The sequence below is a fragment of the Streptomyces sp. NPDC023481 genome, from assembly GCF_055560195.1.
The window spans coordinates 18,332-39,110 of record NZ_JBVHJE010000014.1; the positions used below are offsets into that span (position 1 = coordinate 18,332).

The following is a 20,779-nucleotide window of genomic DNA, read 5'->3' on the forward strand; positions in this document are numbered from 1 at the left end:
GTGACCGGAGCGCGGCCGACCGTACGGCACGCGACCGGAGCGCGGCCGGCCGTACCCGGGCGGGAGCCGCCCGGCCCGGACTGTCAGTGCGGCGTGGCAGGATCGGGGACGTGGCAGAGACAGCAGCGAAGCAGACCGACAAGACCCCCGGCGGTACCCGTCCCCGGCTGATGCTCATGGACGGGCACTCGCTGGCCTACCGCGCGTTCTTCGCGCTGCCCGCGGAGAACTTCACGATGGCGACCGGCCAGCCGACGAACGCGATCTACGGCTTCGCGTCGATGCTGGCCAACACCCTGCGTGACGAGGCGCCCACGCACTTCGCGGTGGCCTTCGACGTCTCCCGCAAGACCTGGCGCTCCGAGCGGTTCGTGGAGTACAAGGCGAACCGCTCCAAGACCCCGGACGAGTTCAAGGGCCAGGTCGAGCTGATCGGCGAGCTGCTCGACGCGATGCACGCCCCGCGCTTCGCCGTCGAGGGCTTCGAGGCGGACGACGTCATCGCCACCCTCGCCACCCAGGCCGAGGCCGAGGGCTTCGAGGTGCTGATCGTCACCGGCGACCGGGACTCCTTCCAGCTGGTCAGCGAGCACACCACCGTGCTCTATCCGACGAAGGGCGTCTCGGAGCTGACCCGGTTCACCCCGGAGAAGGTCTTCGAGAAGTACGGCTTGACGCCCGCCCAGTACCCGGACTTCGCGGCCCTGCGCGGCGACCCGTCCGACAACCTCCCCGGCATCCCCGGCGTCGGCGAGAAGACCGCCGCGAAGTGGATCAACCAGTTCGGCTCGTTCGCCGAGCTGGTCGAGCGGGTCGAGGAGGTCAAGGGCAAGGCCGGGCAGAACCTCCGCGACCACCTGGAGTCCGTCAAGCTCAACCGCGTCCTCACCGAGCTGGAGCGCCAGGTCGAGCTGCCGAGGACGGTCGCCGACCTGGAGCGGGCCCCGTACGACCGCAAGGCCGTCGCGATGGTCCTGGACACCCTGGAGATCCGCAACCCGTCCCTGCGTGAGCGCCTCTTCGCCGTCGACCCCGGCACCGAGGAGGCCGAGGCCACCCCGGTCGCCACCGAGGGCGTGGAGATCGACGGCCGCGTCCTGCGCACCGGCGAGCTGGCCCCCTGGCTCGCCGGGCACGGCGCAGGCACCCTGGGCGTCGCCACCGTCGACACCTGGGCGCTCGGCGCCGGCTCGGTCGCCGAGGTCGCCCTCGCCGCGGCCGGGGGAGCGGCGGCCTGGTTCGACCCGGCCGAGCTGGACGAGGCCGACGAGAACGCGTTCGCGGCCTGGCTGGCCGACGCCGGCCGCCCCAAGGTGTTCCACAACGCCAAGGGCGCCATGCGCGTCTTCGCCGAGCACGGCTGGAGCGTCGAGGGCGTGACCATGGACACCGCGCTCGCCGCCTACCTGGTCAAGCCCGGCCGCCGTTCCTTCGACCTGGACGCGCTGTCCCTGGAGTACCTGCACCGCGAGCTGGCCCCCGCCGCCGCGGCCGACGGCCAGCTGGCCTTCGGTGCGGACGAGGGCGCCGAGGCCGAGGCCCTGATGGTCCAGGCCCGCGCCGTCCTGGATCTCGGCGAGGCCTTCGAGGGCCGCCTCGCCGAGGTCGGCGCAGCGGACCTGCTCCGGGACATGGAGCTGCCCACCTCCGCGCTGCTCGCTCGCATGGAGCGGCACGGCATCGCGGCGGACCGGCCGCACCTCGAAGCGATGGAACAGATGTTCGCGGGCGCGGTGCAGCAGGCCGTGAAGGAGGCGCACGCCGCGGCCGGCCACGAGTTCAACCTGGGCTCGCCCAAGCAGCTCCAGGAGGTCCTCTTCGGCGAGCTGGCGCTGCCGAAGACGAAGAAGACCAAGACCGGCTACACCACCGACGCCGACGCGCTGGCCTGGCTCGCCACCCAGACCGACAACGAACTGCCGGTGATCATGCTCCGGCACCGTGAGCAGGCCAAGCTGCGCGTCACCGTCGAGGGCCTGATCAAGACCATCGCCGGCGACGGCCGTATCCACACCACCTTCAACCAGACGGTGGCCGCGACCGGACGCCTCTCCTCCACGGACCCCAACCTGCAGAACATCCCCGTCCGCACGGACGAGGGCCGGGCGATCCGCCGGGGCTTCGTGGTCGGCGAGGGCTTCGAGTCCCTGATGACCGCGGACTACAGCCAGATCGAACTGCGCGTGATGGCCCACCTCTCCGAGGACGAGGGCCTGATCCAGGCGTTCACCTCCGGCGAGGACCTGCACACCACGGCCGCCTCCCAGGTGTTCGGCGTCGAGCCCGGCGCGGTGGACGCGGAGATGCGGCGCAAGATCAAGGCGATGTCGTACGGCCTGGCCTACGGCCTGTCCGCGTTCGGCCTCTCCCAGCAGCTGAACATCGAGGCGGCCGAGGCCCGGGCGCTGATGGACGCGTACTTCGAGCGCTTCGGCGGGGTCCGGGACTATCTGCGCCGCGCGGTCGACGAGGCGCGGGCGACGGGCTACACGGCGACGCTCTTCGGGCGCCGCCGCTACCTGCCCGACCTCAACAGCGACAACCGCCAGCGGCGTGAGGCGGCCGAGCGCATGGCCCTGAACGCGCCCATCCAGGGCACGGCGGCGGACATCGTGAAGTTCGCCATGCTCAAGGTGGACAACGCGCTGCGGGCGGCGGACCTGAAGTCCCGCATGCTCCTCCAGGTCCACGACGAAATCGTCCTGGAGATCGCCCCCGGCGAGCGGGCGGCCGCCGAGGAACTCGTCCGCCGCGAAATGTCCGACGCCGTCCACCTCAGGGCCCCCCTGGACGTCTCGGTAGGCGTCGGCCCGGACTGGGAGTCGGCAGCGCACTAGCGGAAGCGGGGGCGGCCTGGGGCCGGGGAGGGCGGGCGAGCGACCCTGCCCGGGCCCTCGCCCGCCCAGGCCCGGCCCCCTCTCCGGCCCCTCCTCACCGCCGCAACGGCGATCAACCCCCACGGCGCATCCCGGCGGTGCCGCCCCCCGCGCTCCTCCACGGCACCCACCCATACGGAACCCACCCCACAGGGCACCCGTCCCAGAGGGAATCAGGGCAACCACCCCGACCAGCACACCCCCACCCCACCCGCCCCCGATCCCGCCGAAGGCCCGGAGGGCACCGTCACTCTCGTGGCCCCCGTCAGAACGCACCCCACCCCCCGCAGCCGCAACACTGCGGGCATGGGTATACGCATGCTTCACCGCCGGACGGCCGAGGCAGCCACCGGGGCCTGGGCGGACACCGTCTCGGCGCAGGCCCTGCCCGCCTCGCCGGTCCCGGCCCTCGCGGCCGACGCAAGCACCGCCCGCATCCCGGCCGACCTGGCCACGACCGTCCGCCACGTCACCCGGCGCCTCCGGCGCGGGCTCGCCGGACACCCGGTCCCCGCCCCCGACTGGCGCCAGTGGACCGACCTGGCCCGCGGCTATCTCGCCCTCGTCCTCACCCTGCTGCCGAGAGCCCGCCCCCGGCCCACGCTCACGGTCTTCGTCGCGTCCCTCACCGAGCGACCGGCCGCCGCGGGCCCGCACCGACCACCTCACCGGGACCCCCGGGGCCCCCAGAACCCCCGGCCGGACGCCAGATCCTGACCCCGACGGCGTACAGCAGCAGCCCCAGGATCACACCGGCGCCCACGCCGAAACACAGGGCGGGCACCGCGTCCCACGGCCCGGCGGCCGTATCCCGCCGCTCCCACCACCGCGCCGTCCGCTGTGCCGCCCCCGCCAGCGCGCAGCCGCCGATCACCGCGAGCGCGTACCACCGGTCCCGCGCGGAGAGCACCGGCACCCCCGCCGGTGCCCCGCCCGGCGCCCGCCGCAGCGCCCGGACCACGAACACCGCGAGCGCCACGGCTCCGGCCAGCGAGGAGCCGTACTGCAGCCAGGTGAACAGCGGCAGGCCGGCCGGGCGGTCCCGGCCGATGGCCGGAACCAACCGGGTCCCCCACCGGTCGTGGTGTGTGAACGCGTCCCACACCACATGGGTGAGCGCGCCGAACACCGCGGAGCCGTACCACCGGCCCACCGACGCGGCCCGCACGCGCGCGCGGGGCGCACCGCAGCGCAGCAGGGCGGCCGGCCTGCCCTGCCGGGCCCGTGGCAGCAGCGCCGGCAACGGCTCCCGGAGAAGCAGCCACAGCCCCGTCAGGGCCCAGGCGATGAGCACGTCGACGGTGACGACCCCGGCGAACGCGTGCGTGACCGTGCCGAACTCCATGCCGCCGGGCAGCACACCGGCCGCGTAGAACGGCATGTCGGGCGCGAAGGAGCCCGCGACGAGCACCGCCGGCACCAGCCGGCCCCGGCCGCTGCCGTCCCGCCGGATGGCGGGCAGCACGGCCGCCGCATGGCTGAGCGTGAACGGCACAGGATCCCCCCGGAGCGTGCGACGGCGCGTACTTCGGCGCCGGCGATCGGTCGCGCCCAGTATGCGTGACCACCGGCCACGCCCACGCGGGACGACGACAGTTGGCCAACCGGTGAAAACCGGGCGCGAACGGGTGCCCGCTCACAGCAAGTTGTCGTAGGGTCACCTGCGTCGCCGTGCCGGGCGCACGGCCGTACACGCGACGCACGCAGGAAAGGGCGGTACGGGGGCAACCAGATCACGGGGACGACCGTCACACCAGAGCGAGGCAGACAGACGGAGACGGACGCACGGACGTCCATGGGAGGGGTTCACTCTATGGCGGCGCATTTCGGCAGGCGGCTGCGCAAGGGAGCGGCGACCACCGCCGTGGCCGCGGCGGCGGTCGCGGCTCTCTCCGCGTCCCAGGCTCCGGGAGCGACCGGCGAGGACCACGGCAGACCGACGGCGGCCGGCGCCACCGCCCCCGTACCGGACGGGCCCGCCGCCGACAACGCCACCGGCAACTCGCCCTACTACACGGACCTGCCGCCGCTGAAGAGCCCCGCTCCCAGCCCCTCGCCGAGCGCCGGCACCCCCGTCTCCCGGGGTGACTCCCAGGCCGGCATCCCGGCGACGGTCCTCGACGCCTACAAGAAGGCCGAGGCCGAACTCCGCTCCACCAAGCCCGGCTGCAACCTGCCCTGGCAACTGCTCGCCGCCATCGGCAACGTCGAGTCGGGACATGCCCGCGGCGGCCGGGTCGACGCCGACGGCACCACCATCGGCCGGATCCTCGGTCCGCAACTCGACGGCAACGGCTTCGCGCTCATCCCGGACACCGACGGCGGCGCGTACGACGGCAACAGCCTCTACGACCAGGCCGTCGGCCCCATGCAGTTCATCCCGTCCACCTGGGCCTGGGCCGGCCGCGACGGCAACGGCGACGGCAAGAAGGACCCCAACAACGTCTACGACGCGGCCCTCGCCGCCGGGCACTACCTGTGCCGCAACGACTGGGACCTGTCCACCGACAGCGGCCTGCGCAGCGCGATCCTCAGCTACAACAACTCGCAGGACTACCTCGACCTGGTCCTGAACTGGCTGGAGTACTACCGCAAGGGCAGCCACGCCATCCCCGACGGCACCGGCGGCGAACCCGAGCACCGCAGCGACGACGGCTCCCACCGCACCACCTCCCCGAGCCCCACGTCACCGAGCCCCACGCCCCCGCACACGACCAGGCCGCACCCCAAGCCCCACCAGCCCGGCGGCGACGGCAAAGGCAACGGCGGCCACGAGACCCCCACGCCCCCGAAGCCCCCCGTCCCGACGCCGCCCACCCCGCCCGCGCCCCCGCAGACCCCCACCGACCTCGTGGACCACCTGCAGGGCCTGGGCACCGGAAAGCTCACCGCGACAGCCGGCGACCCCTTCGCCGACCCCGTCGCCGTCCGCGCACAGACCAAGGTCGGCAAGTCCGTCGCCAAGGTCAGGATCAGGTTCACCATCACCGGCGACACGGACGCCACGTTCGCCGGCGGCGAGACCGTGGCCACGGTCGTCACCGACGCCAAGGGCCTCGCCACGGCCCCGGCCCTCCAAGCCGGTGAGAAAACAGGCGACTTCGAGGTCCGCGCGGCCGTCGTGGGCCGCTCGGTCACGGGCGTCCACTTCACCGCCACGGTCACCGCCCGTGCCGCCGACACCCTGACCCGCACCGGTGACACCCCGTTGACCTGCACCCCCGGCGGCGAGTTCGCCGACCAGGTCCAGGTGAAGGCGACGTACAAGGGCGCCGTCGCGGACAAGGTCGCGGCCACCGCCACACTGATCACGTCCGGCACGGACGCCACGGAGAACGACAAGGGCCCCTACTTCAAGGACGCCGACGGCAAGGCCGTACGCACCCTCACCGGCCTCCAGACGGACGCAAAGGGCCTGCTCACCCTCCCGAAGCTGTACGCGGACGACACCACGGGCATTTTCCTGCTCCGCGTCACCACCACCGGCGGCGCCACGCTCACCGTGGAACTGAAGGTCGCCGCCGACACCCCGGCGGACCCGGCCCCGAGCGAGTCCGCCTCCTGACCCACGGCCGCACACAGGGCGCCCCTCCGCCGCGGCGGGAAGGGGCGCCCTCGTTCGTGCGCGCACCGCTGTTCTCATCTCGTCCGCCCGTTGCTACGGTGCCGGACCTGACGACCCATCAGGACACCGCCGGAAACCGCCAGGACACCGACCGCCCGCCGGGAGGCCCCGCATGCGCGCCCTCATCGCCGCCGCGACCGGTCTCGCCCTCGCGTTCGCCCTGGTCCTCGCGATCAGCGCGCTGGGCGCGCCGTCGGGCCGGACGTCCCCCAAGCCGCTGCTGACGACGGTGCCCGCGCACCCCTAGCCGCGCCCGTCCGGGAGGGAGGCCGCAATGCGCCGCAAGGCAAGCCTGGTCCTGCTCGCCTGCGCCGTGTTCTGCGCGGCGCTGTCCCCGCTGCTGCGCTGGTACGCCTTCCCGCGCCTGGCCCGGATCCCCGCCGACCAGTACCAGGACATGGTCCTGGAGGCCAAGGACGCCACCCTCCTCGACTACGGCACCATGCGCGCCAGGAAGGTCCCCGAGGTCACCATCGTGCAGACCCTCAAGGGCGACGTGGAGGCCGCGGAGAAGATCGGGAAGGCGGCCGGCCGACCGGTCGTCGTCTGGGACGGCCTGTCCTACGTCCAGGGCCCCGACGGCAAGATGGTCTCCAAGGTGCCCGAACGCTACATCTTCGACGCCCACAGCCAGGACCCCGTCCACGCCGCCGGCGAGATGGTCGACGGCGACCCGGTCACCCGCCGGGGCATCGAGTTCAAGTGGCCCTTCCTGACCCGCAAACGGGACTACGAGTACTTCGACGCCCAGACCCGCACCACCAACCCCATCCACTACCGCGGCACCCGCACGTTCCGCGGCCTGACCGTCTACTACTTCGAGCAGACCATCCCCTGGACCAGGGTCCCGATGCCGAAGACCCTGCCCGTGCAGGGCATCACACCGGAATCGATCGCCAGGACCGGCACCACCCGCTGGTACACCACCGTCCGCAGATTCTGGGTCGAACCGGTCACCGGTGCACCCGTCTACGGCGAGGAGATCCACCGGGAGGAACTGCGCGGCGGCACCCTGCTCGGCGACCGCGCCAAGGTCACCGCGTTCGCCGGGCACGTGAGGATGCGCGAGGACTACATCGACCACACCGTCGCCCTGGTCGAGCACAACCGCACCCTCGTCCTGGCCCTCACCTCCTACGTCCCCTGGACCTCCCTCGGCCTCGCCGTGCTGCTCCTCGCGCTCTCCCTCTCCCTGGAGACCCGCGCCCGCCGCCCCGACGGCCCCGCGCCCACGCAGGCGCAGGAGCCCGAACCGGTCAGCGCCTGAGCCGCGCGTTGGTGTGCCGGGTGGGCTCGGCGGCCGCCGGGTCCTCCGGCCAGGGGTGCCTGGGGTAACGGCCGCGCAGCTCCGCCCGGACGGCGCGATAGCCGTCCTGCCAGAACGAGGCCAGGTCGGCCGTGACGGCGGCGGGCCGCCCGGCGGGCGAGAGCAGATGCACGAGCAGCGGCACACCCGCGACAGCCGGCGTCCGACGCAGCCCGAACATCTCCTGCAGCTTGACGGCCAGGACCGGCCGCTCGGGATCCCGGTAGTCGACCCGGACCCTGGACCCGCTCGGCACGGTGATCCGCTCGGGCGCCAGCTCGTCCAGCCGGCCCGCCTCCCCGCCCGCCCACGGCAGCAGACGCGCCAGCGCCTGCCCGGCGTCGATCCGGGCCAGATCGGCCCGCCGCCGCGCCTTGCCCAACTCCGGCTCCAGCCACTCGTCCACGCGCGCGTGCAGCGCCGCGTCCGACACCTCCGGCCAGGGCTCCCCGAGGTGCGCGCGCAGGAACGCCAGCCGCTGCCGCAGCACCTCCGCCTCCGGCGACCAGCGCAGCAGCCCGAACCCGTCCTGCCTGAGCCCGTCGAGCAGGGCGGCCCGTACGAGGCCGGGTCCGGGGTTCCTCAGGGGGCGTACGGCCAGCTCGATCGCCCCGAGCCGCTCGACGTGCCGGGCCGTCACGTCCCCGTCGGCCCAGCGCACCTCGTCCCGCTCGGCGAACAGCGCCCCGGCGGCGACACGCGCCACGTCCTCCGCCACGGCCGCCCCGAGCCGCACGCGCGCGTGCCCCTTCCCGGTGGGCCGGTCGGCGACGGCCACGACGATCCAGGGAGCACCGCGCAGCGCGGACCCCTGAGGCAACTCCGCCCGCGTCCCGGACGCCATGAGGTACGACCCGCCGTCGAGCCTGGCGACCCGCTCGGGAAAGGCGAGCGCGGTGACCAGCCCGGCGAGCCCGTCGTCACCGGCGGCCGCCCCGAGAAGCTCACCGTGCCCGGCGGACGGCCCGGAGGGCTCGCCGGCGACGGCCCGCAGCCGCCGCACCTCCGCGGCCCACCGCCCCGCGTACGCGTCACCCCCGCCCCGGGCCCGCCGCAGCGCACCCGCGAGGTCATCCCCGTACTCCCGCGGTACCTCCTCGGACAGCAGGGCGACGACCGGGGCACCCGCACCGGAGGTGTCGAGCAGCGCCCGCCCCAGCCGGGGGTGCACCCCGAGCCGGGCCAGCCGCCCCCCGGTCGGCGTGGCCCGCCCGGCGGAGTCCACCGCCCCCACCGCGGCCAGCGTGGCGCGCGCCGCCGCCATCGCCCCGCCCGGCGGCGGATCCAGCAACGCCAGCCCGGAGGCGTCCGGATCGCCCCAGCAGGCCGTCTGAAGGGCGAACGCGGTCAGATCGGCCACCTTGATCTCCGGCGCCGGAAAAGCCGGCAGACGGCCGTCCTCGGCCTCCGCCCAGCACCGGTACACCGCCCCCGGCGCCTCACGCCCGGCCCGCCCCGCCCGCTGCCGCCCGGCCGCCCGCGACGCCCGTACCGTCGCCAGCCCGCTCAGCCCGCGCGCGTGGTCCACCCGCGGCTCCCGCGCCAACCCCGAGTCGACCACCACCCGCACCCCGGGAACCGTCAGCGACGACTCTGCCACGGACGTCACCAGCACCACCCGGCGCCGGGTCCCCGCGGCCAGCACGGCGTCCTGCACCGCGGCCGGCGCCCGCCCGTGCACCTGGAGCACCTCGACGTCCCCCGGATCCCCCAGCAGACCCGCCACGCGCGCGATCTCACCCACCCCGGGCAGGAAGCACAGCACGTCCCCGGCCCGCTCGGCCAGCGCCCGCCGCACCACCGACGCCACATGCGCCTGCAGTGCCGGATCCACCCACATCCCGTGCGGCGGCCGCACCGGACGCGCCGGCGGCGCCCACACCACCTCGACCGGATGCGCCGCACCCACCGCCTCGACCACCGGCGCCCCGCCGAGCAGCCGCGCCCAGCCCTCGGCGTCCGTGGTCGCCGACGCCGCCACCAGCCGCAGCTCCGGCCGCAGCGTCTGCCGCACGTCCCACAGGAACGCGGCCGCCGTGTCCGCGTCCAGGTGCCGCTCGTGGCACTCGTCCAGGACGACGACGTCCACCCCGGCCAGCTCCTGGTCGCGCTGGAGCCGTTGCAGCAGGACACCGGTCGTCACGACCTCCACGCGCGTGTGCCGCCCCACCGCCCGTTCCCCGCGCACCGTGAAGCCGACGCTCTCCCCGGTCCGCTCGCCCAGCAGCCACGCCATCCGCCGGGCCGCCGCACGCGCCGCGATCCGCCGCGGTTCGGCCACCACGACCCGCCGGGCCGGACCACCCCCGACCAGCCCCGCCAGCACCAGCGGCACCAGCGTCGTCTTGCCGGTGCCGGGCGGCGCCACCAGCACGGCGGTGCCCTCACCCGCCAGGGCGTCGGCCAGGGCGGGCAGGGCGGAGCCCACGGGCAGCGCGTCCAGAGCGTCGTAACGGATCACGCCCCCAGTGTCGTACGCCCCGGGAAACGGCCCCTACGCGCGCGTACACGGCATGTGCCTGAAGAGAGGACCTAGCTCCGCTCGCACACGAAGATCGCCGTGCCCGGGATCAGGTTCCCGCGCAGGGGCGACCAGCCGCCCCACTCGGCGGTGTTCCAGGCCGGCCACTGCGGCTCCACCAGGTCCACCAGCCGGAAACCGCTGGCCACGACGTCCCGCACCCGGTCGCCGAGCGTCCTGTGGTGCTCCACGTAGACCGCGTGGCCCTCCTCGTCCTGCTCCACATAGGGCGTGCGGTCGAAGTACGACGAGTGCACCGTCAGGCCCTCCGGGCCCGGCTCGTCCGGGAACGCCCAGCGGATCGGATGCGTCACCGAGAACACGAACCGGCCGCCCGGCCGCAGCACCCGGTGCACCTCGCGCAGCACCAGCCGCGGGTCGGCCACGAACGGCAGCGCCCCGTACGCGGAGCACGCCAGGTCGAAGGAGCCGTCCGCGAAGGGCAGCGCGCCGGCGTCGGCACAGACCAGCGGAAACGATCCACCGATCCGCAGCGCGTGCTGCAACTGCCGGTGCGACAGGTCCAGGGCCACCGGACGCGCGCCCTGGGCGGCCAGCCAGCGCGCGCACTGCGCCGCTCCCGCGCCGATCTCCAGGACGTCCCTGCCCTTCAGCTCCTCCGGCGGGCCCAGCAGCTCGGCCTCCACCTCGTCCAGCCCCTCCGGGCCCCACACGAAGCGGTCGTCGCCGAGGAACGTGCCGTGCTCGGTCTGGTACTCGTCCGCGTTGCGGTCCCACCAGCCCCGGTTGGCCCGGGCGCTCTCGGTGACATCCGCGTCACGCCGGGTGGCCTCCGGCTCGAAACCCCCGGGCCCCTCCGGGTCGTACGCTTCCGGCTCTTGGATGATCGGCTCCCTCGTCGTACTCTTCCGTCCAGCCCGCCGGGGGCTCCCGCCAAGGGTCCCCGCGAAGGGTTCCCAGGGGCCCGCGTGGCCTGCCGGGACGTTTCTTCTGCCCGGAATGCGGCGATCCGCCCCCGGTGCGCGCCTTCGCGCATTGACCATGTCCGGCCGCCCCCGTATGCTACAAGTTGCGCTGCGGGCCTGCGCACCTCAGACGTAGCAGGCTGCGCTCGCATCTGTTGTATGTCCCCTCGGTTGTCGAGGCGCCATCACCAGTTCCTGGTGGGGCGCTTCCTTGGCTGTCCGGCTTCTGCAGAGCGAAACGGGCTCCCGGCGTAAGCAGTACCTACGACTTCAATGTCCGTACCGGAGCCCTTTCCCACATGACGAGCAGCACCGAGACCACCGCCACCACCCCGCAGGTTGCGGTCAACGACATCGGTAACGAGGAAGCCTTCCTCGCCGCGATCGACGAGACGATCAAGTACTTCAACGACGGCGACATCGTCGACGGCGTCATCGTGAAGGTCGACCGGGACGAGGTCCTGCTCGACATCGGTTACAAGACCGAAGGTGTCATCCCGAGCCGAGAGCTCTCGATCAAGCACGACGTCGACCCCAACGAGGTCGTCGCCGTCGGCGACGAGATCGAGGCCCTGGTCCTCCAGAAGGAGGACAAGGAAGGCCGCCTGATCCTCTCGAAGAAGCGCGCCCAGTACGAGCGTGCCTGGGGCACCATCGAGAAGATCAAGGAAGAGGACGGCATCGTCACCGGTACCGTCATCGAGGTCGTCAAGGGTGGTCTCATCCTCGACATCGGCCTCCGTGGCTTCCTCCCGGCCTCCCTGGTCGAGATGCGCCGCGTCCGCGACCTCCAGCCCTACGTGGGCAAGGAGCTCGAGGCCAAGATCATCGAGCTGGACAAGAACCGCAACAACGTGGTCCTGTCCCGCCGTGCCTGGCTGGAGCAGACCCAGTCCGAGGTCCGCCAGACGTTCCTCACGACCCTCCAGAAGGGTCAGGTCCGTTCCGGTGTGGTCTCCTCGATCGTCAACTTCGGTGCCTTCGTGGACCTGGGTGGCGTCGACGGTCTGGTCCACGTCTCCGAGCTGTCCTGGAAGCACATCGACCACCCCTCCGAGGTCGTCGAGGTCGGCCAGGAGGTCACCGTCGAGGTCCTCGACGTCGACATGGACCGCGAGCGCGTCTCCCTGTCGCTGAAGGCGACCCAGGAAGACCCGTGGCAGCAGTTCGCCCGCACCCACCAGATCGGCCAGGTCGTGCCCGGCAAGGTCACGAAGCTGGTGCCGTTCGGTGCGTTCGTCCGCGTGGACGAGGGCATCGAGGGTCTGGTCCACATCTCCGAGCTGGCCGAGCGCCACGTGGAGATCCCGGAGCAGGTCGTCCAGGTCAACGACGAGATCTTCGTCAAGGTCATCGACATCGACCTCGAGCGTCGCCGCATCAGCCTCTCGCTGAAGCAGGCCAACGAGTCCTTCGGTGCCGACCCGGCGTCGGTCGAGTTCGACCCGACCCTGTACGGCATGGCCGCGTCCTACGACGACCAGGGCAACTACATCTACCCCGAGGGCTTCGACCCCGAGACCAACGACTGGCTCGAGGGCTACGAGAAGCAGCGCGAGGAGTGGGAGCGCCAGTACGCCGAGGCGCAGTCCCGCTTCGAGCAGCACCAGCAGCAGGTCATCAAGTCCCGCGAGGCCGACGCCGCCGCTGCCGCCGAGGGCGGCGAGGCTGCCGCTCCGGCCGCGTCCGGTGGCGGTTCGTACTCCTCCGAGGGCGCGGACACCTCCGGTGCCCTGGCCTCGGACGAGGCGCTGGCCGCGCTGCGCGAGAAGCTGGCCGGCGGCCAGAGCTGACGCAGCCGGCTGCCCGCCAGGGCTTGGCCGACAGCTGACTGAGGGGTCGTACCTTTCGAGGTACGGCCCCTCAGCCGTGCGTACGACTCCTCCCTGTGCCTGTGGCTGCTCTTCAGCCGTTCCTACGGCCCCGCAGCCGTCCACAGAAGTGACGCGCCGCAGGCGATCGTCACTCAGCGGCGTGTCGCGGGAATTCCGCTGCTCCAGGGCGCGTTGTCCCTGAGGAACACGAGGAGGGGCGGTCACAGTGCTTGATCCGCAGGGTTTGTACGCATGGGAGCCGAAGGGCCTCGCCGTGGTCGACATGGCGCTCGCCCAGGAGTCGGCCGGCCTTGTCATGCTCTACCACTTCGACGGATACATCGACGCGGGCGAGACCGGCGACCAGATCGTCGACCGGCTGCTCGACTCACTGCCCCACCAGGTCGTGGCCCGGTTCGACCACGACCGGCTCGTGGACTACCGGGCCCGGCGCCCCCTGCTGACCTTCAAGCGGGACCGCTGGACCGGGTACGAGGTCCCGGCCATCGAGGTCCGCCTCGTCCAGGACGCCACCGGCGCCCCCTTCCTGCTGCTGTCCGGTCCCGAACCGGACGTGGAGTGGGAGCGGTTCGCGGCGGCGGTGCGGCAGATCGTGGAGCGGCTCGGCGTGCGCCTGTCCGTGAACTTCCACGGCATCCCCATGGGCGTCCCGCACACCCGCCCGGTGGGCCTGACCCCGCACGGCAACCGCAGCGACCTCGTTCCCGGTCACCGCAGCCCCTTCGAGGAGGCCCAGGTGCCCGGCAGCGCCGAGTCGCTGGTCGAGTACCGCCTCATGGAGGCCGGGCAGGACGTCCTGGGCCTCGCCGCCCACGTCCCGCACTACATCGCCCGTTCCGCGTACCCGGACGCCGCCCTGACCGTCCTGGAGGCCGTCACGGCCGCCACCGGCCTGGTCCTGCCCGGTGTCGCCCATTCCCTGCGGACGGACGCGCACCGCACGCAGACCGAGATCGACCGGCAGATCCAGGAGGGCGACGAGGAACTCACCGCGCTCGTGCAGGGCCTGGAGCACCAGTACGACGCCGCGGCCGGCGCCGAGACCCGGGGCAACATGCTCGCCGAGCCCGTGGAGATCCCGTCGGCCGACGAGATCGGGCGCGAGTTCGAGCGCTTCCTGGCGGAACGCGAGGGCGACAACTGACCCGCGCCCGGCCCACACCTGCCCTACGGGGCGCGGGTGCGGAGCGTCTAGGCTTCCGGTCATGCTGACAGTGGGCCTGACCGGCGGGATCGGCGCCGGCAAGAGCGAGGTGTCACGGCTGCTCGTGCGGCACGGGGCCGTGCTCATCGACGCAGACCGCATCGCGCGCGAGGTCGTGGCACCCGGCACGCCCGGGCTCGCGGCCGTGGTCGACGCCTTCGGGGCCGACGTCCTCGCCGCCGACGGCAGCCTGGACCGGCCGCGGCTCGGCTCGATCGTCTTCGCCGACCCCGACAAGCTCGCCGTCCTGAACGCGATCGTGCACCCCCTGGTCGGTGCCCGCTCCCGCGAACTGGAGAGCGCCGCGGCCGAGGACGCCGTGGTCGTCCACGACGTGCCCCTGCTCACGGAGAACGGCCTCGCCCCCCTCTACGACGTCGTGGTCGTCGTGGACGCGAGCCCCGACACCCAGCTCGACCGGCTGGTCCGGCTGCGCGGGATGACCGAGGAGGACGCACGCGCGCGCATGGCCGCGCAGGCGACCCGCGCACAGCGCCGGGAGATCGCGGACATCCTGATCGACAACGACGTACCCCTGGACGCGCTGGAGAAGCGCGTCGCCGAGGTGTGGGACGACCTCGCCCGCCGGGCCCGGCAGCGCGACGCGGGCGCGCAGGACGCGGAATAGCCGTCCGGACCGGCGCGTTGAAAGCACGACAGCGAGGGAAGGACTCTGTCGTGCCCGAGATCAGCGGTTCCACCGGACGTACGCCGGAGACGCATGTCATCGACTTCCGTGCCGCCGAGCACCTGCTCAACGCGCGGGACCCGCGGGGCGCGGTGAAACTGCTCGACGGAGTCATCGCCGCGCACCCCGAGAACACCGCCGCCCGGCTGCTGCGCGCGCGGGCCTTCTTCGCCGCGGCGCAACTGCGGCCGGCGGAGCTGGAGTTCACCATCGTGCTGGAGCGCGAGCCGGACAACGCGTTCGCGCACTTCGCCCTGGCCCGCACCTACGAGCGCCAAGGCCGCCCCGACCAGGCCAAGCGCCACTTCCGGCTGGCCGCCGCGCTCGACCCCAACCCGGAGTACCTGAAGGCGGCACGCTTCGACGACTGACGCGTGCGGTCGATTCCGAGGGGGCCGTCACGGCCGGTCACGGGTGCCTGTGACGCCTCGGACGCGGTCAGGGGTGCCTGTGCCGCCACGGGCCCGGCCCCGGATGCCTGTGCCGCCTCGGACCGGGTCACGGGTGCCTGTGCCGCCTCGGATACGGTGGTCCGGCGTCCGGCGGCTGGTACGGCGGGACGTCACGGCCCGGCTGGTAGTGCGGGCCCTGCCGGATGTGCCGGAGGATCATGGCCATGTCGATGCCGACGAGGAGCAACAGCACCCCGCAGGCAACGGCCCAGGCCACCCGCCCCACCGCCGCGAACGCCGCCGTGCCGAAGGCCGCCCAGCCCAGTCCCCACAGGCACAGCCAGAACCGTGCCCGCAGGGGACTGCGCGCAGTCACCGGTTCACTGCCCGTACGCATCGGATCACCACTCCTTCTTGCAACGTACTCTCCGCCGACGACCCGCATCAACACTCGACCCGGCGGCGCGACCGGTCGCCGAGACGGCGCACCGGGGTGACGCCGCCCGTCGAGACCGAAGGGGGACCGCCCGTGCAGCCGGACGCCGACGACCTGCCCGAACTCCTCCTCGACCTGGCCGTTCCGCACGAGGACATCAACGAACTCGTCGCCCGGTGGCACACGGTGGCCCGGGACCCGGACCTGCGCGAACTCCTCGGCAACTGCGTCGAGGAGATCTTCCGCGAGCCGCAGCACACCGGCCGCACCCCCGACCTCGACGGCCCGCTCGCCTCGGTCCCGGCCGAACTGGCCGAGATCTTCCCCGTGTACGTCTTCCTCGCGGCGCTCCCGCGGACCCGGGCCTGCCACCGGGCGGTCGGCGCCCCGGCCGAGATCTCACCTGCCCGCCGACTCCCACATCGTCCGCTTCCAGGAACGGTTCCGCATCGCCTGCGAGACCGAGCCGGCCGACACCGTACCCGTCCGCTTCGTCTTCGGTGACCCGGACCTGCCGGTGGCCGACCTGCCCCGCCGCACGTCCGTGGAGCGGGCCGTCGGGGACCACCTGCGGGCGGGCGGCCACTGGTACATCGGGCACGGATGGTTCCCGTTCCGGGCGGGATAGCTCGAAGGGGTGAACCGGGGGAGGAGGGGAACGGGCGTGCCGCCGCGGGCCGTTGTGCGGGTATGAGGATCGAGATGCGTGCGGACCGCGCGGGCAGGGGACCCGGCGCGGTCAGCCGGAGGGCTGCACGGCACACATTGCCGCTCGCGCGATGAGTTCCCGGCTCCGGACCGGTCTACGTCCGTACAAGCATCCGGCACCGCCACACCAGGAGACACCGTGTCCGAGACCACCGCCCCCGCCGGCTCCCCGATGACGACGTCCACGGCCCCCGCCACCCCGCGCACCGGCCGGGTGCGTGCCGCCCGGATCGCGCTGCGCACGCTGCAGGTCCTGCTCGCCCTGTTCTACGGGCTCGCCAGCGCCCTGCCCAAGCTCATCGCCCACCCGACGGCCGTCGAGTCCTTCGACCGGATCGGCTGGGGCAGCGGGGCCATGTACACCATCGGCGCGCTCGAACTCGCCGGAGGAATAGCCCTGCTGGTGCCGGTCCTGCAGTCCGCGGCGGCGATCGCCCTGAGCACGCTGATGGTGGGGGCGTTCATCGTCCAGCTCACCGCGTTCGACGGGCAGAACGCGGCGACCCCGGTGATCCTGATCGTGCCGCTCACCCTGATCGCCTGGACCCGCCGGACCCACAACGCCGACCTGATACGACTGCTGCGCCGCCGGTGACACCGGCGCTGACACCGCCCCCACCGGCCTTCCGGAGGGCCCTCCCCGGCTCACCGCCCGCGGGACCGCCCCCCGGACCCTCCGGCGGCACCGCGTCCGCCGGAGGGTCCGGGATTGCCGAAGCCGGGGACCGGCGGGTAGGCCGTGGGGGTGCCGGCGGCGGACAGGCCGCGCAGGCGCTCGAGTTCGCGGCGGTCCCGCTTGGTGGGGCGGCCGGCACCGCGGTCGCGCAGGCCGGCGGGGGCGACGGCCTCGCGGGGCGGGGGCGGAGGCGAGTTGTCGACGTAGCACTGGACGGCCACGGGCGCGCCGACCCGCTTGCGGATCAGGCGCTTGACGATCACGACCCGTTCCCGGCCCTCGTTCCGCAGCCGTACCTCGTCGCCGACGCGCAGGGAGTAGGCGGGCTTCACGCGCTCGCCGTTCACGTGCACATGCCCGCCCCGGCAGGCGGTGGCGCCGAGGGAGCGGGTCTTGATCAGGCGGACGGCCCAGATCCAGCTGTCGATGCGGACGGTCTCGCCGCTGCCGGGCCCGGCGGCCTCGGCGGCGGCCACCGCGGCGGCGATCTTCGGGTCGAGCGGCTGGTCAGAGGGGGTAGGGGCGGGGTCCGCCCCGCCCGGCGCGCCTGTTCCCTCGCCGGTCCCACGGTCCACGTTCTCGTCCGCATCCTCGGAAGCCATGCCCCGACCCTAACGCCGAGAGGCCGCGATGCAGGAAGCCTTTTCCCGACACCCGCGCAGGACCCCGCCTCCCCGGGCGTACCTGGCGCGGGCCCCGGTACGAGGGCCCGGTTTCCGTGCATACGGTGGCGGTTCCCCGGGGCATACGGTGACGGTATGGACGACAGCAGCGCGCTCGCCAGGCTCGACCGGCGCGTCGCCGACTGCCGGGCCTGCCCCCGGCTGGTCGACTGGCGTGAGGAGGTGGCCCGTACCAAACGGGCCGCGTTCGCCGACTGGACGTACTGGGGGCGGCCGGTGCCCGGTTTCGGGCCGGCCGACGCCCGGCTGGTGATCATCGGCCTGGCCCCGGCCGCGCACGGCGGCAACCGCACCGGCCGCATGTTCACCGGCGACCGTTCGGGAGACGTGCTGTACCAGGCGCTGTACGACGTGGGGCTGGCCTCGCAGCCCACCTCCGTCCAGGCCGACGACGGACTGGAGTTGTACGGCGTGCGGGTCACGGCACCGGTGCACTGCGCCCCGCCCGCCAACAAGCCGACCCCGGGTGAGCGGGACACCTGCCGGCCCTGGCTGGTCCAGGAGCTGACGCTGCTCCGGCCGACCGTGCGGGCCGCGGTCGTCCTGGGTGCCTTCGGCTGGCAGGCGGCGCTGCCCGCGTTCGCGGAGGCGGGCTGGAGCGTGCCCCGCCCCCGCCCCGCCTTCGCCCACGGCGCCCGGGTCGGGCTCGACGGCCTGGACCTCTTCGGCTGCTTCCACGTGAGCCAGCGCAACACCTTCACCGGCCGGCTCACCACCGAGATGCTCCGCGAGGTGCTGCGCACGGCCGCGGACGCGGCCGGGCTGCCGTAGAGCCGGCTCGGTGCGCTCGTCCGGGGCATCGCGAAGGGCATTGCGTTCATAAAGAAAGCAGCTGTACCGGCAGCTTTCACATGGGCGAAACATCATCATCCCGTGTGCCGGGGGCACCCGGTCTACCGTGGAGGTTCATCCACCGGCCACCGGCCACCGGCCACCGTCGTCCGAAGGCCCACCCCCGCCCTCGAATGAACAGGAGCCCCGTGTCCCGGCCCGCCGTACCCCTCTGGCTCGCCCACGCCTTCCGTACCCAGCGTGGCCCCGTCCCCTGGAGCGCGGTCTGCCGGGGTGCGCTCGCCGCCGGGCCGCTGCTGGCCGCGGGGGAGCTCGCCGGGCAGACGGCGCTCGCGGTGATCGCCGCCATCGCCGCGATGCTCGCCGGCATCAACGACCGTCCCGGCAGCCGACGGGCGTCGGTGCAGCGGCTCGGCGTGCCCGCGCTGGCCGGAGCGCTGGGGCTGCTCCTCGGGACGTACGCCGGGCAGGGTCTGGCCGCCGTACCGCTGACCCTGGCGCTCACCGCGCTGGGGCTGGTCGCCGGCGGTGTCAGCGCCGTCGGGCCCGTCGCCTCCGCCGCCGGCACGCAGCTGCTCGTCGCCGCGGCCGTCGGCGCCGGAATGCCGGCCGCCGAGAGCGGCTGGCTGCGGGCCCTCGCCTTCCTGACCGGCGCCGGCTGGCTGATGGCGCTGCGGCTCGCCCTGCCCACCCCCGGCTCGCTCGCCGGGGACTTCCGCTTCGACGGGGAGCGGGAGGCGGTCGCCGACGTGTACGACGCGATCGCCGCGCTCGTCGCCGCCGTGGGCGGGGAGCACGCCACCGCCCGGCGGGCCGCGCTCACCGCCGCACTGGACCACGCCCAGGACGCCCTCACCGGGCCCCGGCTGCGCCGGTACACCGGCTCGGTCACCGAGCGCCGGCTGCACGCCCGGTTCGCGGCGGCCCTGCCCCTCGCCGAGGCCGCCACCGCCCTGTACTGGGCGGGGGAGCCGGTTCCGGCGCGGGCGGCGCAGGGGCCCCGGCGGCTCGCCGCCGCGGTTCGCGGCAACACCGGCACCGGCCCGCTGCCCGCCCCGCACCGGGCCGCGCCCGCCCTGCGCGCCTTGGACGACGCCCTGCTGCGCGCCGCCGACGCCTTCGACCGGGGCGAGGGCGCCCACCGCGGACTGCTCGGCCGGCGCCGGAGCGTCGGGCACGCGCTGCGGGCCGCGCTCGGTGTCGGCGGGCGCGAGTACGGGCTGCGCGTCGCCCTCTGCTTCGGCGCCAGCGCGGCCATCGCCCAGGCCCTGCACCACAGCCGCTGGTACGGCCAGCACACGCACTGGTACTGGCTGCCCGCCACCGCCGTCTTCCTCGTCAAGCCCGACCTCGGCCCGCTCGCCTCCCGCGTACTGTCCCGGGCCGCCGGCACCGTGCTCGGCGCCGTGGTGTTCGCCGGCCTCGCCGCGCTGCTGCCGCGGCCGGCCGGGCTGATCGTGCTGGTGGCGGTGTGCGGCGCCGTCCTGCCGGTCGCCACCCGGAACTTCGCCGCGCTCACCACGGTCGTCACCGTCCTCGTCCTCGCCCTGGTCATGGCCGGCGGGGAGCCGCAGGCCTCGGTCAGCCGGATCGGCGAGACCCTGCTGGCCTGCGCGCTCGTGCTGGTCGTGGGGCATCTGCCGATGCCGGGGGAGCGGGGCGGCGGGGTACGGGCCCGGCTCACGGCGGCCGGCGGCGCCGCGCACGCCTACCTCCTGCACGTCCTCGGCGAGTCCGGTGACCGCGCCGAACGGTGGGCGCTGCGCCGGGAGGCCTACCGGACCCTCGCCGAGGCCCGGACCGCCATCTCCCTCGCCGCCGCCGAACTGCCCGCCCTCGCCCGGCACACCGAGGGCACGGACGCCGTCGCCGAGGTGCTGGAACGGCTCGTGGACACCACCACCGCCTGCGCCGTCCACCTCGACGACACCGGACGGCTCACCCCCCGGCACCTCCACCAACTGCGCGAGGCCCTGGCGGAGCTGGAGCAGCGGGGCGTACGGGTGCCGCTGCCCGCCGCCGTGTAGCCGCGCCCGCCGTTTGTACGTGGGGTGTCCGTCGGCCATCGGCCGGCGGTACGCCCGGCTCGTGATGGCTCTGGGGCTCCGAAC

At 73.8% G+C, this 20,779-nt stretch carries 17 protein-coding genes and 1 pseudogene; 13 read left to right on the forward strand and 5 right to left on the reverse strand.

Features of this window, described 5'->3' with window-relative positions:
- The first annotated feature begins 110 nt into the window (after positions 1-110).
- Together polA and ACZ3ZD_RS25230 are read left to right on the forward strand one after the other, a co-directional pair.
- Entirely contained in the window at positions 111-2,837 is a 2,727-nt protein-coding gene (gene polA / locus ACZ3ZD_RS25225; RefSeq protein ID WP_467401447.1) for a DNA polymerase I, read from the forward strand.
- Positions 2,838-3,182: 345 nt separating this feature from the next.
- Positions 3,183-3,593 (forward strand): hypothetical protein, encoded by a 411-nt coding sequence (locus ACZ3ZD_RS25230; protein ID WP_467401449.1) that lies wholly within the window; start codon positions 3,183-3,185, stop codon positions 3,591-3,593.
- Here ACZ3ZD_RS25230 and ACZ3ZD_RS25235 read toward each other — a convergent pair.
- The gene (locus ACZ3ZD_RS25235) at positions 3,502-4,371 is read right to left on the reverse strand and encodes a DUF4184 family protein (RefSeq protein ID WP_467401452.1); all 870 of its coding nucleotides are present in this window, start codon (positions 4,369-4,371) and stop codon (positions 3,502-3,504) included. The genes ACZ3ZD_RS25230 and ACZ3ZD_RS25235 overlap by 92 nt on opposite strands.
- 318 nt (positions 4,372-4,689) lie before the next feature.
- On the opposite strand from ACZ3ZD_RS25235, the gene ACZ3ZD_RS25240 reads away from it, so the two are divergent.
- The 3 genes from ACZ3ZD_RS25240 (at position 4,690) to pgfA (ending at position 7,768) form a co-directional block, all read left to right on the forward strand.
- Entirely contained in the window at positions 4,690-6,441 is a 1,752-nt protein-coding gene (locus tag ACZ3ZD_RS25240) for a lytic transglycosylase domain-containing protein (RefSeq protein ID WP_467401456.1), read from the forward strand.
- Between the two features lie 172 nt (positions 6,442-6,613).
- Positions 6,614-6,748 (forward strand): SPW_0924 family protein, encoded by a 135-nt coding sequence (locus tag ACZ3ZD_RS25245; RefSeq protein ID WP_401388011.1) that lies wholly within the window; start codon positions 6,614-6,616, stop codon positions 6,746-6,748.
- Between the two features lie 27 nt (positions 6,749-6,775).
- Positions 6,776-7,768, forward strand: a complete 993-nt coding sequence (gene pgfA, locus ACZ3ZD_RS25250; RefSeq protein ID WP_467401461.1) for a cell envelope lipid trafficking protein PgfA — start codon at positions 6,776-6,778, stop codon at positions 7,766-7,768.
- On the opposite strand, the gene hrpB is transcribed toward pgfA, so the two are convergent.
- Entirely contained in the window at positions 7,758-10,268 is a 2,511-nt protein-coding gene (gene hrpB / locus ACZ3ZD_RS25255; RefSeq protein WP_467401464.1) for an ATP-dependent helicase HrpB, read from the reverse strand. The genes pgfA and hrpB overlap by 11 nt on opposite strands.
- Before the next feature lie 71 nt (positions 10,269-10,339).
- Positions 10,340-11,332, reverse strand: a complete 993-nt coding sequence (locus ACZ3ZD_RS25260) for a class I SAM-dependent methyltransferase (protein ID WP_467401467.1) — start codon at positions 11,330-11,332, stop codon at positions 10,340-10,342.
- Positions 11,333-11,553: 221 nt separating this feature from the next.
- On the opposite strand from ACZ3ZD_RS25260, the gene rpsA reads away from it, so the two are divergent.
- From rpsA to ACZ3ZD_RS25280, 4 genes are all read left to right on the forward strand, one after another.
- Complete coding sequence (gene rpsA / locus ACZ3ZD_RS25265) at positions 11,554-13,047, forward strand: 30S ribosomal protein S1 (RefSeq protein WP_009322963.1); 1,494 nt, start codon at positions 11,554-11,556, stop codon at positions 13,045-13,047.
- 247 nt (positions 13,048-13,294) lie between these two features.
- Complete coding sequence (locus ACZ3ZD_RS25270) at positions 13,295-14,233, forward strand: PAC2 family protein (RefSeq protein WP_467401472.1); 939 nt, start codon at positions 13,295-13,297, stop codon at positions 14,231-14,233.
- 61 nt (positions 14,234-14,294) lie between these two features.
- Positions 14,295-14,921 carry a dephospho-CoA kinase gene (gene coaE, locus ACZ3ZD_RS25275; protein ID WP_467401474.1) on the forward strand — a complete coding sequence of 209 codons (627 nt, stop codon included), beginning with the start codon at positions 14,295-14,297 and terminating at the stop codon, positions 14,919-14,921.
- A gap of 50 nt (positions 14,922-14,971) precedes the next feature.
- The gene (locus ACZ3ZD_RS25280; protein WP_467401477.1) at positions 14,972-15,352 is read left to right on the forward strand and encodes a tetratricopeptide repeat protein; all 381 of its coding nucleotides are present in this window, start codon (positions 14,972-14,974) and stop codon (positions 15,350-15,352) included.
- A 127-nt stretch (positions 15,353-15,479) separates the two neighbouring features.
- On the opposite strand, the gene ACZ3ZD_RS25285 is transcribed toward ACZ3ZD_RS25280, so the two are convergent.
- A complete protein-coding gene (locus tag ACZ3ZD_RS25285; protein WP_467401479.1) occupies positions 15,480-15,770 on the reverse strand; it encodes a DUF6343 family protein in 291 nt (96 codons plus the stop codon).
- A gap of 132 nt (positions 15,771-15,902) precedes the next feature.
- Between ACZ3ZD_RS25285 and ACZ3ZD_RS25290 the strand changes: the two are divergent.
- Together ACZ3ZD_RS25290 and ACZ3ZD_RS25295 are read left to right on the forward strand one after the other, a co-directional pair.
- Positions 15,903-16,437: pseudogene (locus tag ACZ3ZD_RS25290) on the forward strand (acyltransferase domain-containing protein).
- Between the two features lie 219 nt (positions 16,438-16,656).
- Positions 16,657-17,112, forward strand: a complete 456-nt coding sequence (locus ACZ3ZD_RS25295; protein WP_467401482.1) for a DoxX family protein — start codon at positions 16,657-16,659, stop codon at positions 17,110-17,112.
- Between the two features lie 50 nt (positions 17,113-17,162).
- Here the strand turns inward: ACZ3ZD_RS25295 and ACZ3ZD_RS25300 are convergent, their stop codons facing one another.
- Positions 17,163-17,795, reverse strand: coding sequence for an RNA-binding S4 domain-containing protein (locus tag ACZ3ZD_RS25300; protein WP_467401485.1), 633 nt, complete (start codon positions 17,793-17,795; stop codon positions 17,163-17,165).
- A 156-nt stretch (positions 17,796-17,951) separates the two neighbouring features.
- Between ACZ3ZD_RS25300 and ACZ3ZD_RS25305 the strand changes: the two genes are divergently transcribed.
- Together ACZ3ZD_RS25305 and ACZ3ZD_RS25310 are read left to right on the forward strand one after the other, a co-directional pair.
- Positions 17,952-18,647 (forward strand): uracil-DNA glycosylase, encoded by a 696-nt coding sequence (locus tag ACZ3ZD_RS25305; protein WP_467401487.1) that lies wholly within the window; start codon positions 17,952-17,954, stop codon positions 18,645-18,647.
- A gap of 194 nt (positions 18,648-18,841) precedes the next feature.
- Positions 18,842-20,695 carry an FUSC family protein gene (locus ACZ3ZD_RS25310; RefSeq protein ID WP_467401490.1) on the forward strand — a complete coding sequence of 618 codons (1,854 nt, stop codon included), beginning with the start codon at positions 18,842-18,844 and terminating at the stop codon, positions 20,693-20,695.
- The last annotated feature ends 84 nt before the right edge of the window (positions 20,696-20,779 follow it).